Annotated in this window: 20 protein-coding genes; 10 read left to right on the forward strand and 10 right to left on the reverse strand. The window is 44.5% G+C overall.

Annotation, left to right across the window (positions count from 1 at the left end; all coding sequences use genetic code 11):
* Genes CTT30_RS11390 through sdhC form a run of 4 tightly spaced genes read right to left on the reverse strand, consistent with a single transcriptional unit; the run spans nt 1 to nt 3,223 of the window.
* The gene (locus tag CTT30_RS11390; RefSeq protein ID WP_239838324.1) at nt 1-711 is read right to left on the reverse strand and encodes a succinate dehydrogenase iron-sulfur subunit; all 711 of its coding nucleotides are present in this window, start codon (nt 709-711) and stop codon (nt 1-3) included.
* Between the two features lie 14 nt (nt 712-725).
* On the reverse strand, nt 726-2,492 hold the full coding sequence (gene sdhA / locus CTT30_RS11395; protein WP_239838325.1) for a succinate dehydrogenase flavoprotein subunit: 1,767 nt from the start codon (nt 2,490-2,492) through the stop codon (nt 726-728).
* Entirely contained in the window at nt 2,493-2,837 is a 345-nt protein-coding gene (gene sdhD / locus CTT30_RS11400) for a succinate dehydrogenase, hydrophobic membrane anchor protein (protein ID WP_239838326.1), read from the reverse strand.
* A complete protein-coding gene (sdhC, locus tag CTT30_RS11405; protein WP_006959581.1) occupies nt 2,831-3,223 on the reverse strand; it encodes a succinate dehydrogenase cytochrome b556 subunit in 393 nt (130 codons plus the stop codon). Before sdhC ends, sdhD begins: the two co-directional genes overlap by 7 nt.
* 396 nt (nt 3,224-3,619) lie before the next feature.
* Between sdhC and CTT30_RS11410 the strand changes: the two genes are divergently transcribed.
* Nucleotides 3,620-4,909 carry a citrate synthase gene (locus tag CTT30_RS11410; RefSeq protein ID WP_239838327.1) on the forward strand — a complete coding sequence of 430 codons (1,290 nt, stop codon included), beginning with the start codon at nt 3,620-3,622 and terminating at the stop codon, nt 4,907-4,909.
* A gap of 71 nt (nt 4,910-4,980) precedes the next feature.
* Here CTT30_RS11410 and CTT30_RS11415 read toward each other — a convergent pair whose 3' ends face one another.
* Nucleotides 4,981-5,739, reverse strand: a complete 759-nt coding sequence (locus tag CTT30_RS11415; protein WP_252035204.1) for a Nif3-like dinuclear metal center hexameric protein — start codon at nt 5,737-5,739, stop codon at nt 4,981-4,983.
* Nucleotides 5,740-5,853: 114 nt separating this feature from the next.
* Here CTT30_RS11415 and CTT30_RS11420 point away from each other — a divergent pair, with 114 nt between their 5' ends.
* Nucleotides 5,854-6,606 (forward strand): DUF1853 family protein, encoded by a 753-nt coding sequence (locus CTT30_RS11420; protein ID WP_252035205.1) that lies wholly within the window; start codon nt 5,854-5,856, stop codon nt 6,604-6,606.
* A 90-nt stretch (nt 6,607-6,696) separates the two neighbouring features.
* Here the strand turns inward: CTT30_RS11420 and pgm are convergent, their stop codons facing one another.
* Together pgm and seqA are read right to left on the reverse strand one after the other, a co-directional pair.
* Complete coding sequence (pgm, locus tag CTT30_RS11425) at nt 6,697-8,343, reverse strand: phosphoglucomutase (alpha-D-glucose-1,6-bisphosphate-dependent) (RefSeq protein ID WP_252035206.1); 1,647 nt, start codon at nt 8,341-8,343, stop codon at nt 6,697-6,699.
* Between the two features lie 90 nt (nt 8,344-8,433).
* Nucleotides 8,434-8,976: a replication initiation negative regulator SeqA gene (gene seqA / locus CTT30_RS11430; RefSeq protein WP_252035207.1), complete on the reverse strand. Its 543-nt coding sequence runs from the start codon at nt 8,974-8,976 to the stop codon at nt 8,434-8,436.
* Between the two features lie 141 nt (nt 8,977-9,117).
* Here seqA and CTT30_RS11435 point away from each other — a divergent pair, with 141 nt between their 5' ends.
* From CTT30_RS11435 to fldA, 3 genes are all read left to right on the forward strand, one after another.
* Nucleotides 9,118-9,882, forward strand: a complete 765-nt coding sequence (locus CTT30_RS11435) for an alpha/beta fold hydrolase (protein ID WP_239875270.1) — start codon at nt 9,118-9,120, stop codon at nt 9,880-9,882.
* 94 nt (nt 9,883-9,976) lie between these two features.
* The gene (locus CTT30_RS11440; protein WP_239838333.1) at nt 9,977-10,198 is read left to right on the forward strand and encodes a DUF2788 domain-containing protein; all 222 of its coding nucleotides are present in this window, start codon (nt 9,977-9,979) and stop codon (nt 10,196-10,198) included.
* 45 nt (nt 10,199-10,243) lie between these two features.
* Nucleotides 10,244-10,777: a flavodoxin FldA gene (fldA, locus tag CTT30_RS11445; protein ID WP_239838334.1), complete on the forward strand. Its 534-nt coding sequence runs from the start codon at nt 10,244-10,246 to the stop codon at nt 10,775-10,777.
* Between the two features lie 87 nt (nt 10,778-10,864).
* Here fldA and ligA read toward each other — a convergent pair whose 3' ends face one another.
* A complete protein-coding gene (gene ligA / locus CTT30_RS11450) occupies nt 10,865-12,874 on the reverse strand; it encodes an NAD-dependent DNA ligase LigA (RefSeq protein ID WP_252035208.1) in 2,010 nt (669 codons plus the stop codon).
* A gap of 156 nt (nt 12,875-13,030) precedes the next feature.
* Nucleotides 13,031-13,927, reverse strand: a complete 897-nt coding sequence (gene zipA / locus CTT30_RS11455) for a cell division protein ZipA (protein WP_252035209.1) — start codon at nt 13,925-13,927, stop codon at nt 13,031-13,033.
* Nucleotides 13,928-14,136: 209 nt separating this feature from the next.
* Here zipA and cysZ point away from each other — a divergent pair, with 209 nt between their 5' ends.
* The 5 genes from cysZ to crr all read left to right on the forward strand — a co-directional run bounded on the left by cysZ (nt 14,137) and on the right by crr (nt 19,074).
* Entirely contained in the window at nt 14,137-14,874 is a 738-nt protein-coding gene (gene cysZ, locus CTT30_RS11460; protein ID WP_239838337.1) for a sulfate transporter CysZ, read from the forward strand.
* A gap of 194 nt (nt 14,875-15,068) precedes the next feature.
* Nucleotides 15,069-16,037, forward strand: a complete 969-nt coding sequence (gene cysK, locus CTT30_RS11465) for a cysteine synthase A (RefSeq protein ID WP_252035210.1) — start codon at nt 15,069-15,071, stop codon at nt 16,035-16,037.
* A 300-nt stretch (nt 16,038-16,337) separates the two neighbouring features.
* Nucleotides 16,338-16,595: an HPr family phosphocarrier protein gene (locus tag CTT30_RS11470; protein WP_006957371.1), complete on the forward strand. Its 258-nt coding sequence runs from the start codon at nt 16,338-16,340 to the stop codon at nt 16,593-16,595.
* Nucleotides 16,596-16,734: 139 nt separating this feature from the next.
* The gene (ptsI, locus tag CTT30_RS11475; protein ID WP_239864928.1) at nt 16,735-18,459 is read left to right on the forward strand and encodes a phosphoenolpyruvate-protein phosphotransferase PtsI; all 1,725 of its coding nucleotides are present in this window, start codon (nt 16,735-16,737) and stop codon (nt 18,457-18,459) included.
* A 105-nt stretch (nt 18,460-18,564) separates the two neighbouring features.
* Nucleotides 18,565-19,074, forward strand: coding sequence for a PTS glucose transporter subunit IIA (gene crr / locus CTT30_RS11480; protein WP_239838340.1), 510 nt, complete (start codon nt 18,565-18,567; stop codon nt 19,072-19,074).
* 65 nt (nt 19,075-19,139) lie between these two features.
* Here crr and CTT30_RS11485 read toward each other — a convergent pair whose 3' ends face one another.
* Complete coding sequence (locus tag CTT30_RS11485) at nt 19,140-20,294, reverse strand: 2-octaprenyl-3-methyl-6-methoxy-1,4-benzoquinol hydroxylase (RefSeq protein WP_252035211.1); 1,155 nt, start codon at nt 20,292-20,294, stop codon at nt 19,140-19,142.
* Nucleotides 20,295-20,466 lie beyond the last annotated feature (172 nt).

Genomic DNA, 20,466 nt, shown 5'->3' on the forward strand with positions numbered 1-20,466 from the left:
TTAAACCGAACGGTTAACCAGCATAGTCTTGATATGACCGATGGCTTTCGTTGGGTTTAGTCCCTTAGGACAAACACTTACACAATTCATGATGCCATGGCAACGGAAAACGCTAAATGCATCATCAAGATTTGACAGACGTTCATCTGTCGCTGTATCACGACTATCGATTAGCCAGCGATACGCAGCTAGCAAGCCAGCAGGACCAATGAATTTATCAGGGTTCCACCAGAATGATGGGCATGACGTCGTACAGCATGCACACATGATACATTCGTAAAGTCCATCAAGGTGAGCTCGCTCATCTGGAGACTGCAAGTTTTCACGCGATGGCGGTAAAGCATCATCATCAATCAAGAATGGCTTCACTTTCGCGTAATTGTCATAAAACTGCGTCATATCAACAATTAAGTCACGAACCACGGGTAAGCCAGGCAACGGGCGAATAACGATTTTGTCACCCGCTAACGCAGAAAGTGGGGTAATACATGCAAGACCGTTTTTACCGTTCATATTAAGGCCGTCAGAACCACATACACCTTCACGACAAGAGCGACGAAATGCAATTGTTGGATCTTGCTCTTTCAAAAGAATCAAGGCATCCAATACCATCATGTCAGAGCCTTCATCAACCTCAAGAACGTAGTCCTTCATGTAAGGCTTATTATCGACATCAGGATTATAACGATACAAAGAGAAGTTCAGTTTCATAATTTATTCCTCCCTTAGTATGTACGTACTTTTGGCGGGAACGCTTCACGATGAACCGGCGTCATGTTGACATCACGCTTGGTCATTGCTTCCGTTTCCGGATTATAGATTGAGTGGCACAACCAGTTCTCGTCATCACGCTCAGGGTAATCAAAGCGAGCATGAGCGCCACGGCTTTCAGTACGGTAGTTTGCAGCCACTGCCGTTGAGAAAGCAGTTTCCATCAGGTTATCCAGCTCTAGACATTCAATGCGCTGAGTGTTGAATTCAGATGACTTATCTGCAAGGTGCGCATCTTTCAGACGCTCACGAATGACCTTAAGTTCCTCAAGGCCCGTTGCCATTGCGTCACCTTCACGGAATACCGAGAAGCTGTTTTGCATGCAGGATTGTAGGTCCTTACGGATTTGAACTGGGTCTTCACCGCCAGTGCTGTTTTCCCAGCGCATAGTGCGCGCCAGTGACTCTTCAATATCAGACTCTGTTGCAGGGCGAGCTTCTACTTGTGCAGCAAGAGTTTCACCAAGGTGTAGACCTGTCGCGCGGCCAAATACCACTAGATCAAGTAGAGAGTTGCCACCTAAACGGTTCGCACCGTGTACAGAAACTGAGGCAATCTCACCACAAGCAAATAGACCTTGAACTTCCGCTTCACTGCCATCAGCCAACTGCTTAATTGCTTGGCCAGAAACTTGAGTTGGTACACCACCCATCATGTAGTGACAGGTTGGAATAACAGGGATTGGTTCTTTCACAGGGTCAACATGCGCAAAGGTACGCGAAAGCTCACAGATACCTGGTAAACGAGACTCAAGAACGTCTTTACCTAGGTGGTCCAATTTAAGCTTAATATGAGGACCCCATGGACCATCGCATCCGCGACCTTCCCTGATCTCAATCATCATTGAACGAGCAACTACGTCACGGCCAGCAAGGTCTTTCGCGTTAGGTGCATAACGTTCCATGAAACGCTCGCCGTCTTTATTGAGTAGATAACCACCTTCACCACGACAACCTTCGGTAACTAGTACACCCGCGCCAGCGATACCGGTTGGGTGGAACTGCCACATTTCCATATCTTGCATCGGAACACCAGCACGAAGCGCCATACCAACGCCATCACCAGTGTTAATGTGAGCGTTCGTCGTAGAGGCATAAATACGACCTGCTCCACCAGTAGCAAGGATGGTTGCTTTAGACTTGAAGTAACAAATCTCACCGGTTTCCATACAGATCGCTGTACAACCCATGATCGCGCCGTCTTGGTTTTTCACCAAGTCTAGTGCGTACCACTCAGAGAAAATGGTCGTTTTGTGTTTAACGTTTTGCTGGTAAAGCGTATGAAGCAGTGCATGACCGGTACGGTCTGCAGCAGCAGCAGTACGAGCCGCTTGCTCACCACCAAACTCTTTAGACTGACCACCGAAAGGACGCTGGTAGATAGTACCATTATCAAAGCGAGAGAATGGCAAACCCATTTTCTCCAGTTCGATAACAGACTCAGGCCCGTTCTTACACATATACTCGATGGCATTTTGGTCACCAATGTAGTCCGACCCTTTAACAGTGTCGTACATGTGCCACTGCCAGTTATCTTTGTGTGAGTTGCCTAGTGCGACAGTAATACCACCTTGGGCAGACACAGTATGAGAACGAGTAGGAAATACTTTAGATAGCAAAGCACAAGTCAGGCCTTGCTCAGAAATTTGTAGCGCAGCACGCATGCCTGCACCACCTGCGCCGATTACAACGGCATCAAATTCGCGAACTGGAATAGACACTTACGCACCCCACAGAATAAATAGACCAGAGAAGAAGTAACCAAATAGCACTGCGATAATGCCTAATTGCAGGAATCCGCGTAATTTCGTGCATTTGATGTAGTCCGTAAGAACTTGCCATAGACCAATCCAAGCGTGAATAAGAACCGATACCAACGCAAGCATAGTGAACACTTTAGTAAAAGTGCCACCGAAGAACTGAGTCCAGGATACGTAAGAAATATCTGAGAACGCGCAAAAGCTCACCAGATAGATAGTATAAAGCGTCATAATGATTGCTGTCGCACGGATCAGTAGGAAATCGTGCACACCATTACGACCAAAAGATGAAATGTGTTTTACCATACCAGAATCCCCGCAAGTACAGACAGAACGGCCGTTGCTGCGAATGCAACCTTAGCGCTCATAGCGCCAGATTCCAGCTCTTCAAAATGACCTAGGTCCATCAGCAAATGACGGATACCACCAGCGATATGGTAGGCCAAAGCCGTCAAAATGCCCCACAAAATAAATTTCACAAAGAAACCGTCAACAATATCGACAGCTTGTGCGTAACCTACGGGGGAAGACAGGGAAATGGATAGTAACCAAAGAAGTATCCCGATCGCGACAAACGTAATTACACCTGAAACTCGGTGCAGGATAGATGCGATTGCTGTGATCGGAAAGTTGATAGTCTGCAAATCTAAATTAACAGGTCTTGACTTTCTTTCTTTCACGGGCTTGCTCACTCAGCTCCATTGAAGCATTTATTGTTATGAACGAAATTTGATTGCAAACCTACAAAAGTTAACATCTATTTAACAACAAGCAGGCAAAAAACCAGAGTAAATTTGTAAAATATTTGTTAACAACAAGATTTGAAACGTCACCTCACATTTGTTTCAAGCCTTGAATTTATAAGGTTTCCACCAAAATTTACGGCGCCACTATACGGCTGGAAACATTTTAGCACAATTGATGTAACAATTTTTGCTACACAGAACAGATTTTTAACCTTATACGTATAAAAAATCAAAACAAGTGCACAAGTCGGAGGAGAAAAATTGACTTTGATAACGAACACACGTACAAAAATGTCACACAAACATCCTGGACGGATTAAATAATAAACAAAGGAGATTGTTATGGCAGATAAGAAAGCGACCCTTCATGTTGAAGGTCAAGCGCCTATCGAACTGCCAATTATGGAAGGTGCCCTTGGTACTCCTGTAATTGACGTTCGTAAGCTTGGAGCAAATGGATATTTCACTTTTGACCCAGGTTTTCTTGCCACTGCATCCTGTGAATCTCAAATCACCTACATCGACGGTGGCAAAGGCATTCTTTTACACCGCGGTTATCCTATTGATCAGCTAGCAAATAACGCTGATTACTTAGAAGTATGTTACATCCTTCTTTATGGTGAAGCCCCTACACGAGAACAATACGAGCAATTTAAAGTCACTGTCACGCGCCATACTATGGTACATGAGCAAATCGCGAGCTTTTTCCACGGTTTCCGCCGAGATGCTCACCCGATGGCAGTTATGTGTGGTGTGGTTGGCGCTCTCGCAGCCTTCTACCACGACTCACTAGACATTAATAATGACACACACCGTGAAATTACGGCCTATCGTCTTCTATCGAAGATGCCTACTCTTGCGGCAATGTGTTATAAATACTCTATCGGTCAACCATTTATCTACCCACGTAACGACCTAAGCTACGCTGAAAACTTCTTGCACATGATGTTTGCTAACCCATGTGAAGAATATGAAGTCAACCCAGTCGTTGCACGTGCAATGGACAAGATTTTTACTCTTCACGCAGACCACGAGCAAAACGCTTCAACATCAACAGTGCGTCTAGCTGGTTCTTCAGGTGCTAACCCATTCGCATGTATTGCCGCGGGTATCGCATCACTATGGGGACCTGCACACGGCGGTGCTAATGAAGCATGTCTGAAGATGCTGGAAGAAATTGGCAGTGTCGACAACATTCCTGAGTACATTGATCGTGCTAAAGACAAGGATGACCCATTCCGCCTAATGGGCTTCGGTCACCGCGTCTACAAGAACTACGACCCACGCGCAACCGTGATGCGTGAAACCTGTCATGACGTTCTGAAAGAACTAAACATTGACGATCCACTACTGGATGTTGCAATGGAACTTGAGCGTATTGCTCTGTCTGATGAGTACTTCGTCTCTAAGAAGCTCTACCCGAATGTAGACTTTTACTCAGGTATCATTCTGAAAGCGATTGGTATTCCGGTTTCTATGTTCACGGTAATCTTTGCACTTTCACGTACCATCGGTTGGATTGCACACTGGAATGAAATGCACAGTGATCCACTTAACCGTATCGGTCGTCCACGTCAGCTTTACACTGGTGAAGTACAGCGTGAATTCTCACCTCTTCATGAGCGTGAATAATGTAGATTCAAAATCAAAAGGGCTGACAATGTGTCAGCCCTTTTTGTTTTAGATTGATAATTCACTGTGCGTTACACTGGATTGTCAATATCAATAAACTCGACATCCATACCATGCTCTTTGGCTAACCACTCACCCAGCGCTTTTATCCCGTAACGTTCTGTTGCATGATGTCCAGCTGCAAAGTAATGGATATCCATTTCTCTTGCTGTATAAGTCGTTCGTTCAGATACTTCACCTGATATAAATGCATCTAAACCATGCTGAACGGCCAACTCGATAAAGTCCTGCCCTCCTCCCGTGCACCAGCCTACAGTTTCGATCATTTTATCGGTATTTTCTGGTGCAATATGAAGTGGTACACGTTCAAGAACCTGATTTATCTTATTAGCAAACTTAGTACCCGAAATGGCCTGTTTAAGCCGCCCAAACATAGCAACAGACTGAGGGTGTCCCTCTAATCCTCCTTCGACTTCAATATCGAGTAGTCGAGCTAATTCTGCGTTATTGCCTAAATCCGGGTGAATGTCCAAGGGTAAATGATAGCCAAATAAGTTAATGTCATTTTTAATCAGGCTTCGAATACGATTTCCTTTCATACCTCGAATAGGTTCAGGTTCACCTTTCCAAAAATAGCCATGATGAACCAGCACCGCATCGGCTTCCATCTCAATCGCTTTATTGATCAGCGCTTGGGATGCTGTGACGCCTGTAATTATGCGCTTGATCTCTGATTTCCCCTCAACTTGAAGCCCATTCGGCGCATAATCTTTAATCAAGTGAGGAGAAAGTTTGTCATTGAGGATCTGTTCCAACTGTATGTTTTTCATTTTGACTTCCAGTAACTTCACTATGTGCAAAGTGTATTGTAACTATATAAGGGATGCTAGTTTCAAACCGTTGCGGTTACAATAGCGCTAAGCTTCTGTTTTTAAGGACCAGAGATGAACCAACTTCAACGATTTTATAACTGGATTGCCTCTTCACCATCTCTATTCGTACTAACTCCGCCATTCGAGTCTCTGCTGACTCTGCCAAAAAGCCCTCTAACTGACCTGCATTACCAAGGCAACCCTAGACTCGGTTTTCTATACCAACATTTATGTACCCAGGTTCTCGTCAACAGTGGCCAATATTCTATCGAGCTAGAAGAAGTTCAACTCCATAGGGAAAACGGCCAGACACTCGGGGCCATCGATCTGATTTTGAAAAATGAAAGCTCGAATCAATTAGAGCACTGGGAAGTGGCAATTAAATTCTATTTATTGCACCAAGGTGTTTGGTACGGCCCTAACGCCCACGACCAGCTGGATAAGAAACTTGATCGTATGCTCTCTCATCAATTAAAAATGAGCAGTTCAACGCAATTTTCATCTCAGTACCCTGAATTAGACAATTTAACTGAGCATCTCCTGCTTCAGGGGCGGCTCTATATTAATCCATTTTCAAGCGAGACCGTTCCCACACACTGCCTAGGCTATGAAATCGACACAACCCAAATATCGGGTTTTTGGTGTTATGAAAGTCAGTGGGAGCTCATTGACGAGCCTCTATACCTACTAGACAAACCTTTCTGGGCAACCGGCAGACAAGACTTTGAGCAGCCAATTGACAAACCTGATGGCCGATTTGCTCATGCTCAGACTGAGCAAGGGCAATTTTGGTTTGTGGTCCCAAACAACTGGCCTCACGGATAGTCAATGAAGCGCAATTCTCTACACATTAAAAGATCCTAAAAAAGAAAAGGCTGACACTAGGTCAACCTTTCTTTAGCTTAAGTATTTAATTTACAGACCAGCGTCGGCAAACACTTGATTCACGATCTCTTGCGCTTCGGATTCAATCTGCTTTAAATGCTCTGCACCTTTAAAGCTTTCACAGTAAATCTTATAAATATCTTCTGTTCCTGATGGGCGCGCCGCAAACCAACCATTATCAGTTGTAACTTTAAGGCCGCCAATCGCAGCGCCGTTACCAGGAGCGTGAGTCAAACGAGCGGTAATCTTATCCCCCGCTAGCGTCTCTGCTTTGACCATTTCTGCAGACAGCTTTTTCAACACCTCTTTTTGAGGCCCACTTGCTACTGCTTGAATGCGATTATATTGAGACTCACCATGCTTAGCTGCCAACTCTTCGTAATATTCTTGTGGATTCTTGCCCGTTACCGCTGTGATTTCAGCAGCTAGCAGACACAAGATAATACCGTCTTTGTCTGTTGACCATGGAGTACCATCTTTACGCAAGAACGAAGCTCCTGCACTTTCTTCACCACCAAAGCCGAACTGTCCTTGATATAAACCATCAACGAACCACTTGAAACCAACTGGTACTTCACACAGCTCACGACCTAAATCTGCGACCACACGATCAATCAATGCACTAGAAACTAGCGTTTTACCCACTGCAACTTCACTTCCCCAATCTTGGCGATGGCGATACAGGTAATCAATGCACACAGCTAAGAAGTGGTTCGGGTTCATCAAGCCTTTAGGCGTCACGATACCATGGCGGTCGTAATCGGGATCATTACCAAAAGCTAAATCATACTCGTCTTTTAGCGCCAGTAATCCAGCCATAGCGTAAGGTGACGAACAATCCATGCGAACTACACCGTCTTTATCCAAAGACATAAACTGGAAAGAAGGATCGATAGCTTCACTGACTAGAGCAAGATCCAAGTTATACGCTGCTGCAATTTGTCGCCAGTAGTCGATCCCACTGCCGCCAAGTGGGTCAACGCCGATCTTGAGGTTTGCTTTTTGGATGGCCTCCATATCAATCACATTTACCAAATCGTCAACGTATGGTTTAACTAAGTCTTTCTCTGTGAAAAGTGCTGATGCTTTTGCCTCAGCTAGCGGCATACGCTTCACACCTTGTAAGCCTTCAGCAATCAGCATATTAGCTCGATCTTGGATCGCCTGAGTGAGCTCACCTTCTGCCGGACCACCGTGCGTTGGGTTGTACTTGATACCACCATCTTGCGGAGGGTTGTGTGATGGCGTGATGACAATGCCATCAGCTTTATCTTGATGTTTAAGGTTATGAGTCAAAATCGCGTGTGACACCCCTGGCGTCGGCGTGTAACCATTGTCTTGCTGAACAACGACTTGAACTCCGTTTGCAATCAATACTTCAACAACACTGGAAAAAGCAGGCTCTGACAAAGCATGCGTATCTTTGCCTACAAATAGAGGCCCAGTCGTTTTTTTCTCAGCACGCACTTCGGCTATCGCTTGGGCGATCGCCAAGATATGATTTTCGTTGAAGGTAGATTTGTCCGCAGTACCGCGGTGTCCAGAAGTACCGAACTCAACCTTGTGTTGTGGATTAGCAGAGTCAGGTTGAAGTAGGAAATAGTTCGCGACAAGTGCAGGAATATTATGCAGGTCCTGCTGTTGGGCTTTTTGTCCCGCGCGTGGGTGCATAGCCATTTTGACATCCTTTCTTAAAAATTATCAGAAACAAAAAAACCTCATAATACTCAGAGCTATTTGAACATTATGAGGTTTAAATCAGAATTCTTAAATTGAGTTCGTGACCTTCTCAATTAAATCAGCGGGGAAGTTCATTCTCGCCATTAACTGATCAACCATTTGGCGCTTGCGACTGGTGTTGTTGTTAGTAATCACCCAGAAAGGCGAGCCAGGAATCGCTTTTGGTTTTGTCGTGTTACCGCTCTCTAGCAACGTTTGCTCATTGTTAGCAAAATACACGCGCTTACGACCTTTGACTTGAGTTGCTTCTGAAAATCCCTGCGGGTCAATGCGGTTCAGAGTCGACAATACCAGCATGAATCGATCAATGGCCTTTTTCAGACCAGCAAACTCATCAGAAATCAGCAATGAGCGCATTGCTTTTACGCTATCTACTTTCTCTGCTTTTGCAGCATCACGACTCACCACAATTCCTTTAGGTTGTGCAGCTTGCACGACTGGTGCTGATGGTTGATTCTGCTCATCAACCGCGAGAAGGCGACGTAAAATGTCTGATGCACTTTCACCGATGTGTTGGGTTTGACCTGCGATGTAACGGTATAGATCCTCATCAACCTCAATTGTTTTCATTCGCTTTTCACAATCTCTATGTTTAAACTCTGTGGGATTATATACCCAAGTCCCCTCAATATGCGAGTTCCAGATTTGCTATCTGAAGCAGATCCATGGCCGAATGAGGCGCTACGTTAAACCAGTCACGAATAGAATAAAATGTCACAACTGCTCAACTATAAAATCGAAGGTGAGGGTCACACCATAGTTTTGATCCACGGCTTATTTGGCAACCTAGATAACCTGGGTCTACTCGCTCGTGATTTACGCCAAGATTTTCAGGTGGTCAGCATTGATCTGCGCAATCATGGTTTGTCTTTTCAATCCCCTCAGCACAATTATGAGTTGATGGCTGAAGATGTATTAAATACGCTGCAGCACCTTGAGCTTGAACGCTACATACTGATCGGTCACTCGATGGGCGGTAAAGTGGCAATGAAATTAGCAGGGCTTGCTCAAACTCAAGTTGAAAAGCTGTTGGTTTTAGATATGGCGCCGGTTGCTTACAGCCAACGTCGACACGACAATGTTTTTGCGGGCCTAAAAGCTGTACTGGAACAGCAACCAACTTCACGTAAGCAAGCTCTCGATATTCTCGCTCAGCATATCGAGATGGAAGGCGTCAGGCAGTTTCTTGGCAAGTCGCTATACAATAACGGTGAGCATTTAGAATGGCGCTTCAATGTTGCTAGCCTTTGGGACAATTACGCACAGATTTTAGGTTGGAATCCAATAGATAAAATCACCACTCCCACTCTGATGGTGAAAGGTGGAGACTCAGACTACCTCACCACTGAGCATCAAAGTGAAGTGCAAAAGCAATTCGCCAACGTAAAAGCGCATGTTATTGCTAATACTGGTCACTGGTTACACGCAGAAAAACCCCAAGAAGTTTTGCGTGCGATACGCAAATTTATCGCTTAAAAACAGAATGAGAGGTCAGTTGCGCCCAGCCCGTTAACTTTATCTTTTAACAGTGGTATAGTTCGGCGCAAGTAATTTGGCATAAAGGGATCCCATGCTCTACGACTATATGAACATGCTCGAGTCCATTGGTCTCGATCTTCTTTTCGCGTCTATCTTTTTCCTGATTGGTATGGCGATTAAAGACGTGTTAAAGGCTGGGAATGTTCCTCCTTTTGGTCGTCGCATTGTATGGTTAGTCCTATTCCTTGGTTGTGCTGGATTTATCGCCAAAGGCATTATTCAGATTAGCTGGGAAGGTGGCGGTATCGGCTGATATCAACCGGAACCCACAACAGAAATTAGTAAAGGTAACGAATCTATGGCAAGTGTAGGCATCTTCTTTGGTAGCGACACAGGTAACACTGAAGCTGTTGCAAAGATGATTCAAAAGCAACTAGGTAAACAACTGATTCACGTTCAAGATATCGCGAAAAGTAGCAAAGAGGATATCGATAACTTCGATCTTCTGCTACTCGGCATTCCAACTTGGTACTATGGTGAAGCGCAATGTGACTGGGATGATTTTTTCCCAGAGCTAGAGCAAATTGACTTCTCTACCAAGCTTGTTGCTATCTTTGGCTGTGGTGACCAAGAAGATTACGCTGAGTACTTCTGTGATGCGATGGGCACTGTGCGTGACATTGTCGAAGCTAAAGGAGGAACTATCCTAGGCTACACATCGACGGAAGGTTACGAATTCGAAGCCTCTAAAGGACTCGTCGAAGGTGATGACAGCCAGTTTGTTGGTCTATGCATTGACGAAGATCGCCAGCCTGAACTTACTGATGAACGCGTAACTAACTGGTGTAAACAAATTCACGAAGAAATGTGCTTAGCTGAGTTAGAAGGCTAACCAAGTTCTTTGAAAGTTCTCTTTTGATGGATTGAAAATACCCTCAAGCATGTATGTTTGAGGGTATTTTTTATAGGCAAAACGAATTTAAATCAAATCGATGAGATCTTGTTCTGTTTTGATTTCTATCCCTAGTTCTTGAGCCTTCGCCAGTTTAGAACCGGCATTTTCGCCAGCAAATAAGATATCCGTTTTCTTACTGACACTACCGGTCACCTTTGCGCCTAATTCCTGTAAGGCTGCTTTTGCTTCATTGCGAGAAAGTTGAGACAACGACCCCGTCAGTACCACCGTCTTTCCAGCTAAAGGTTGGGGGATATCTTGGCTTTTCTCTTCGATTGCCGGCCACACTATGCCTTGTTCGATGAGATCATCAATCACTTGTTGATTTTTCTCTTGGCCAAAGAAAGCAATCACATGACTAGCAACAATATTTCCTATATCGGACACCTCAATTAGCTGCTCATGAGTGGCCTTTTTAACCGCATCTAGGGTTTTAAAATGTTGAGCTAAATTCGCTGCGGTCGCCTCACCAACCTCTCGAATACCAAGAGAGTACAGAAAGCGCGGTAAGGTTGTTGATTTCGCTTTATTGAGCGCATCCACTATATTTTGTGCTGATTTAGGACCCATACGATCTAGGACCGTTATTACCCCAGCAGACAGTTTAAACAAATCAGCCGGAGTCTCGACCATCTCACGATCGACCAATTGTTCAATAACTTTGTCCCCTAAGCCATCAACATCCAGAGCTTTACGCGAGACAAAATGTTTGAGAGCTTCTTTACGTTGCGCCTGACAAACCAGACCTCCAGAGCATCTAGCCACCGCTTCGCCTTCAACACGTTCAATATCCGAGCTACACACCGGACACTGTTCAGGAAAGACAATATCTTTTGCAGATTCGGGCCTACGTTCTTTGATCACTGAAACGATTTGTGGAATAACGTCCCCCGCACGGCGGACAATCACACTATCTCCCACTTTGACACCCAAACGTTCAATCTCATCGGCATTGTGCAACGTCGCGTTGCTGACAGTAACCCCACCAACAAAAACCGGTTCAAGCTTGGCCACTGGAGTAATCGCCCCTGTTCGGCCTACCTGAAACTCAACACCATTAAGCAAGGTAATCTCTTCTTGTGCAGGAAACTTGTAGGCAATCGCCCATCGAGGAGCTCTCGCAACAAACCCCAGTTGTTCCTGCAGTACAATATCGTCCACTTTAATCACCACGCCATCAATCTCGTAAGAAAGAGCATCTCGACGCGTTAAAATATCGTGGTAATACGCTTTGACTTCATCAAGATTGGAGACTCGACGAGTCTCAGGACACATTGGCATTCCCCAACCTTTTAACTGCAAAAATCGCTCATAATGGCTCTTTGACAATGTGGCACCTTCTACCACACCAACGCTGTACGCATAAAAGCTCAATGGTCGAGTCGCCGTGATACGGGAGTCCAACTGACGCAGACTGCCTGCAGCGGCATTACGTGGATTGACAAACACTTTCTCGCCCTTTTTAAGTGCCTGTTGATTGAGCTTGTCGAAACCTGCCTTTGGCATAAAGACTTCACCGCGAACTTCAATACGTTGCGGCCAACCCTGACCACTAAGTTTAAGAGGAATGGATTTGATGGTGCGTACATTTTCGGTAATATTTTCTCCCGTAGCCCCATCACCTCGAGTGGCAGCCCGAACTAAGACTCCATTCTCATACAACAAGCTCACCGCAAGGCCATCCAGTTTCGGCTCGCAACAAAAAGCACTGAAATCAGCTGAGGGAGCACGCACTGTCATGCGTTTATGGAAACTGTCCAGTTCGCTATCATCGAATGCATTATCCAAAGATAACATCGGAATCTCATGCGTTACCGATTCGAAACCACTAAGCGGCTGACCTCCGACACGCTGGCTTGGAGAGTCAAGAGTGATCAGCTCAGGGTGTTCCGCTTCAAGTGCTAACAATTCTCGCATCAAGCGGTCATATTCCGCATCAGGAACCTCAGGGTTGTCTTCAACGTAGTACTTCACACCGTGGTAATGAAGGGTTTCACGTAACTGATTGAGTTTTTCTTGAATCTCTTGTGGCATAACTAACTCTGTACTTAAACATTCTAATCACCAATATCATCGAGATATCAGCAAAGGATTGACAGGGGGATGAGTAGGCTTTATTGGCTTATTAACCAAACCATACTCAAAAAATAAAGGCTCCGGATTCGGAGCCTCTATAAGGTTCTTGGCGAATTACGCGCTTTTCGCCGCTTTAAAATCCTGAATTTGAGCTCGATACGCATCCAAACGATTCGGCGTCATCAGGTTACGAGCATCATCCAAAACATTCGCTCCCAAGTCATCCGCGATCTGCTGCGCGGTTTTCAACATCAGTTTGAAATTCTGCTCAGGGTCTCCATAACAAGGTAATGTCATAAAGAACGAAATACCCTGAGTGGTAAATTCTGCCGGATCGGTATGCTCAAGCGTACCTGGTTGCATCATATTCGCCACACTAAACAAAACCTTACCTGTACCCGACAAGTCTGCATGGCGATGGAAAATATCCATTTCACCGTAAAGTAAACCATTCTGCTGCATACTATCGAACAATTTTGTACCCACAAATGGCTCAGGGCCCGCGCAGTGGACATTAAGAACAATAACCTGCATCTCGGGTTCTTCTTCGCTTTCTGAGGCGATCAGCTCTTCGTCATTCGCTTCAACGACCTCAGTGCTAATGTCATCGACGGCTGCCACTGGCTCGATAGAGGGCTCAACCTCATCCGGAACTTGAGTAGAAATAGAAGGCATATCGAGTTCAGGTTCGTCGACTATGTTCTGCTCTGCTAAGGTTTGTGGAGGCTCAACCTCGGAATAACCATCAATCAGTGGATCTGCAGTAATATTGCCTTCAGTGAAATCCGGCTCTTTACGTTCTTTGCGAATAATTTCAAAATCATCCTCAGGCGCGAACGCACGCTCAGGCATGAGCTCAGAATCATCTTCTTTATCGACGTCTAACTTGCGAAGTGGCTTACTGCCAAACTTGGCTTTTCCTTCTTTTTTGCTTGTCCATAAACCGTGAAACAGTAGCGCTGCTATTGCTAAAGCTCCGACGATTATGAGTACAAATCGCAATTCCTGCATTTTTCGCTCTCAAATTATTCGATATACCTAGCCCGTAAACCAACTTATCGAATCTGGTTAAACCTTTCTATAACTAACTCTACCAAAACTCTCCCCTGTTTTAGAACAACTTAATGTGAGAAGTTCACGCAATGTTGTGATTTTGAACACGCTTTTTTCTTGTTAAGATAAAATACGTTCGTTTTTACACCATAACTCAGTCAGTGCTTATGAATTCAAAAATACATCAACGTTCCGGTTTTGGTTATTTCTTCTATGGCCTTGAGCTTGCGATCAAACCCGGTATTCGTCAATTTGTGCTACTGCCTTTATTAGCCAATATTCTGCTTGTTGGGGGGGCACTTTTTTACCTATTTTCTCATTTAGATATCTGGATTGAACAGCTCATGGGACAACTACCTGAGTTTCTTTCTTGGTTAAGCTATGTGTTGTGGCCTTTATTGGTCGTGACAATTTTAGCGACGTTTTCTTATTTCTTTAGCACATTGGCAAATTTTGTCGCGGCCCCATTTAATGGGTTACTGGCAGAAAAAGTGGAAGAATACCTAACAGGAAGTAAAGTCAATGAAGATGGCGTATTGGCAGTGGTTAAAGACACTCCAAGAATTCTAGCCAGAGAGTGGAGAAAACTGCTTTATGTTCTACCAAAGGCTATCGGTCTGTTTATTTTATTGCTGATTCCCGCCTTAGGACAAACACTAGGCCCAGTTCTTTGGTTTGGGTTCACAGCGTGGATGCTTGCCATTCAATACTGTGATTATCCGTTTGATAACCATAAGGTCCCGTTTAATGAGATGCGTAACAGTTTGAAACAAAAACAAGGTAAGGCGTACAGCTTCGGTGCTTTAGTCGCCATCTTTACCACAATCCCAATTTTAAACCTGATTGTTATGCCTGTTGCTGTTTGTGGCGCGACAGCGATTTGGGTATCAGAGTTCAAGCGTTAACAGGTAAATAGTGCATGTTAGCTGAATAACATGCACTTCATCCCATTCTAATAAGTTATAACTTTTTAATCCTTCTCTACTATTTTCAGCTAGCCTACTCTTCTACCCACGCACTCTATATTGAGCAAATAAATTACCAGCCTATTGCCCTCATACTATGGTCGATAAGCTTTTAACAGATGAAGGATCACGACATGAGCAAAATCTACGAAGATAACTCTCTTACCATCGGTAATACTCCTCTAGTACGTTTAAATAAAGTCAGTAAAGGTAAAGTACTGGCAAAAGTTGAAGCTCGTAACCCAAGCTTTAGTGTTAAATGTCGTATTGGCGCAAACATGATCTGGGAAGCGGAAAAAGAAGGTACTCTAAAACCGGGAGTAGAGCTTGTAGAGCCAACCAGTGGTAACACAGGTATTGCTCTGGCTTTCGTTGCCGCCGCTCGTGGTTACAAGCTTACTCTGACAATGCCAGAATCTATGAGTCTTGAGCGTCGTAAGCTTCTTAAAGCATTAGGTGCAAACCTTGAGCTCACAGAAGCTGCAAAAGGAATGAAAGGCGCAATCGCGAAAGCAGAAGAGATTGTGGCAAGCAACCCTGACAAATACCTACTATTACAACAGTTCAACAACCCAGCGAACCCACAAATCCACGAAAAAACCACAGGCCCTGAAATTTGGGAAGCCACTGATGGTGAAATTGATGTCTTCGTTGCTGGTGTTGGTACGGGTGGTACCATCACAGGCACAAGCCGATACATCAAAGAAGAGAAAGGGAAGAACATTGTTTCTGTGGCAGTAGAGCCAGCTGAGTCTCCAGTGATTGCACAAGCGCTAGCAGGGGAAGAAATTCAACCAGCACCACACAAAATCCAAGGTATTGGTGCGGGCTTCATCCCAGGCAACCTAGATTTAGAACTGTTAGACCGCGTTGAGTCCGTCACTTCTGAAGAAGCGATCGAAATGGCTCGCCGCCTAATGGAAGAGGAAGGAATTCTTGCTGGAATCTCTTCAGGTGCAGCCGTTGTAGCTGCGAATAGACTAGCGGAACCACCTGAATTTGAAGGAAAAACTATCGTAACCGTTCTACCAAGCTCCGGTGAACGTTACCTCAGTTCTGCGTTGTTTGCTGGTATATTTACCGAGAAAGAGAACCAACAATAATACGTAGCGAAATCAATTTTTCATCTAAAAAAGCCCCTTTCAGGGGCTTTTTTGTTGATCCTTGCCTCACCTTTGGTAATAATCAGGTCAGTTTTATTTTTAGCTTCAAAATAAAAGCTAAGTAAGAATTAACTCCAGTTATGATATCCGGCACAGATTGGAATCATAACCGGAAAACTTGCAATCAGTATCGGTTATGACACGAAATGAATAGTGTGTATTTGGCACATTACAGAGTTAAGGGTTAAGCTGATTCTGATTAAGAAACTATCAAAATATAAATCAATTGGGGTATATAACATGTACGAGAAGCAAGTAGAAATCACTGCAGAAAACGGTCTTCACACTCGTCCAGCTGCACAGTTCGTTAAAGAAGCTAAAGGCTTTGATGCGGACATCACTGTGACTTCTAACGGTAAAAGCGCTAGCGCAAAGAGCCTATTCAAACTGCAAACTCTTGGCCTTGTAAAAGGTACGCAAGTTACTATCTCAGCTGAGGGCCCTCAAGCTCAACAAGCTGTTGACCACCTAGTTGCTCTAATGGATCAACTACACTAATCCGGTCTCCTATTTCTAAAGCCATTTTGTGAAAGCAAAATGGCTTTGTTGGAAATAGGCCAAGATATAAGCTACACATTATCGTTAGCACACTCATATTTTCTCCCGTTTTAAAAGTTGACCAACTTAAGGTAAGGCTATGATTTCAGGCATCCTAGCATCTCCAGGTATTGCTATTGGTAAAGCACTACTCCTTCAAGAAGATGAAATTGTCCTAAACACTAACTCGATTACTGACGCTCAAGTCGACGCTGAAGTGGCACGTTTCTTTGACGCGCGTAACAAATCAGCAGCTCAGCTTGAAACCATCAAGCAAAAAGCGCTTGAAACTTTCGGTGAAGAGAAAGAAGCGATCTTCGAAGGTCATATCATGCTTCTTGAAGATGAAGAGCTAGAAGAAGAAATCCTAGCACTGATTAAAAATGACAAGATGCATGCCGATAACGCGATCCACACAGTTATCGAAGAACAGGCAACCGCTCTTGAGTCTCTAGACGACGAATACTTAAAAGAACGTGCAACAGATATCCGTGATATCGGCACGCGCTTTGTGAAAAATGCACTGGGCATTAACATTGTTTCGCTCAGCGACATTGATGAGGAAGTGATCCTAGTCGCTTACGACCTAACACCATCTGAAACAGCACAAATCAACCTTGATTACGTACTTGGTTTTGCTTGTGACATCGGCGGTCGTACTTCTCACACTTCAATCATGGCTCGTTCACTAGAACTTCCTGCTATCGTTGGTACTAACGATATCACTAAGCAAGTTAAGAACGGCGACATGTTGATTCTTGACGCAATGAACAACAAAGTCGTTATCAACCCATCTGAAGCTGAGCTAGCAGAAGCGAAAGCGGTTAAAGCCGCATTCATTGCCGAAAAAGAAGAGCTAGCAAAACTGAAAGACCTCCACGCAGAAACGACTGACGGTCACCGCGTAGAAGTGTGCGGTAACATTGGTACCGTTAAAGACTGTGACGGTATCATTCGCAATGGTGGTGAAGGTGTAGGTCTGTACCGCACTGAATTCCTATTTATGGACCGTGACGCACTACCAACGGAAGAAGAGCAGTACCAAGCATACAAAGATGTTGCAGAAGCTATGAACGGTCAAGCGGTGATAATCCGTACTATGGATATCGGCGGTGACAAAGATCTTCCATATATGGACCTGCCACAAGAAATGAACCCGTTTCTAGGTTGGCGTGCTGTACGTATCAGCTTGGATCGCCGTGAAATTCTACGTGACCAGCTACGCGGTATTCTACGTGCATCTGCGCACGGTAAGCTGCGTATCATGTTCCCAATGATCATCTCTGTTGAAGAAATTCGTGAGCTTAAGACAGCCATTGAAGAGTACAAAGCAGAACTCCGCGCTGAAGGTCATGCCTTCGATGAGAACATCGAAATCGGCGTCATGGTTGAAACACCAGCAGCTGCAGCAATCGCGCACCACCTAGCGAAAGAAGTCGCATTCTTCTCTATCGGTACCAACGACCTTACTCAGTACACACTAGCTGTAGACCGTGGTAACGAGATGATTTCTCACTTGTACAACCCTCTATCACCAGCTGTGCTGACAGTCATCAAGCAAGTGATTGACGCTTCTCACGCTGAAGGTAAGTGGACAGGTATGTGTGGCGAGCTAGCAGGTGATGAACGCGCCACGCTCCTACTTCTGGGCATGGGGCTTGATGAGTTCTCTATGAGCGGCATCTCTATCCCGAAAGTGAAGAAAGTTATCCGTAACTCTAACTTCGCAGAAGTAAAAGCAATGGCTGAAGAAGCACTTTCTCTACCAACTGCGGCTGAAATTGAAGCGGTTGTAGAAAAATTCATCGCAGAGAAAACTCAATAATTAACTGATACCAATAAGATAGGCGGCTAAAAATAGTCGTCTATCTTGTGAGATTGGTATACTATAATTCGACAGAATTAAATAAAACGTTAGGAGCATGACACAATGGGTCTGTTTGACAAACTTAAGAAGCTAGTATCTGACGACAGCGCTGACGCAGGTGCAATTGAAATCATCGCGCCTCTTTCTGGTGAAATCGTAAACATCGAAGATGTGCCAGATGTCGTTTTTGCTGAGAAAATCGTTGGTGACGGTATTGCTATCAAACCAGCTGGCAGCAAAATGGTAGCTCCTGTAAACGGTACAATCGGTAAGATCTTCGAAACTAACCATGCATTCTCAATTGAGTCTGATGACGGTGTAGAGCTATTTGTTCACTTCGGTATCGACACGGTTGAGCTAAAAGGCGAAGGCTTCAAGCGTATTGCTGAAGAAGGTCAGTCTGTTAAAGCTGGTGACACTATCATTGAGTTTGATCTTGCACTTCTTGAAGAAAAAGCAAAATCAACTCTGACTCCTGTTGTTATCTCTAACATGGACGAAATCAAAGAGTTGAACAAACTGTCTGGTTCAGTATCTGTTGGTGAAACACCCGTTCTACGTGTAACTAAGTAATAACCACTTAGCCAAACACAAAAAACGCAGCTCTTCAGCTGCGTTTTTTATTGCCCCGATATAACTTACTTAAGCCCAAGCGCATATTTCAGCACCTGATTTTTCAGTGGTCCCGCATTTTCCGCCAACTTCAAGGCGGCATTACGCGCAAACTTCAATGGCGCTAGATCATTACTAAAGCTCTTATAAAAAAAGTCCATTCCCGATTGCATCAGCAAATTATCTGGACGACGCTTACGTTCATATAACTTTAGCAAGTCATGAGAAAGGTGTTTTTTATCTGCAGTGACTTCAAGCAGAGCTTCTACATCTTTAAAACCTATGTTAACTCCCTGCCCTGCCAGAGGATTAATCGTATGAGCCGCATCCCCTGCCAGCACACAACCTAACGAAGAGTAGGATTGTGCGTGTCGTCGAGTTAAAGGGAATGAACCAAACTGGAGTACTTTGATATCGCCTAACTCCTCAGGGAAATGAGCTAAAACCTCTTGTCTCAATTGCTCGTTACTCATTGAGCACAACTGCTTGATGCGTTTAGGTGAGTCATACCACACTAGCGAACCTTGATTACCGCACAACGGTAAAAATGAGCGTGGCCCAGAAGGAGTGAATTGCTGCCAAGTAATGTCTTGCTGTGACCGCTCTGTTTCTACATTAATCAACATACAGTGCTGGCGATAGTCCCAAGCGGTCACTCCAATACCAGCAAGCGTTCGAACCTGAGAGTTTGCTCCATCTGCTCCAACGACCAAATTGGCTTCAAAACACTGACCAGAACTGAGTTTCACCGAACAAGGCTGACCGAATTGAATGTCATCTAAGCGGTCAGGGTAGCAAACTGTAATATTCGAGTACCGTTCAAATTCAGCCCATAAGCCTAACTGGATCAAACGATTTTCGACAATGTAGCCAAGTCGGTCCATATTCAGTGCATCAGCATGAAAACGGGTTCTGCATTCCGGATGCTCCCAAGTCTCCAGCCTACGATAAGGACATACTCGCATCTGTGCTATTGCCTGCCATGCACCCAGTTCTTCTAATATCGATACAGAATGCTCCGAAATTGCAGATACTCTGATATCCATCGACTGTTCAGGTTCAAATGGCTGAGGAGCACGGCCTTCAACTACAACAACTTGTCGTCCTTGTTTTGCAAAACCGACAGCTATCGCAGCGCCAACCATACCTCCACCGATGATGGCTACATCATATCTGGTCATAACTTGTACTTTATTCTTTGATTATCAGGCTGTTTTTCATTGTACTTTTTCATTATCAAAATGTAACGAAAAACCTCAGCACAGATAAGGTCAAACCCCTTACATAACATAGGATTTAACTGAATGTGTGACAGCACTAGTCAGTGAGTTTTTAAAGCAGTACAATACGCCG

It is taken from the genome of Vibrio coralliilyticus (assembly GCF_024449095.1).
In the GTDB taxonomy this organism is placed as follows: Bacteria; Pseudomonadota; Gammaproteobacteria; order Enterobacterales; family Vibrionaceae; genus Vibrio; species Vibrio coralliilyticus_A.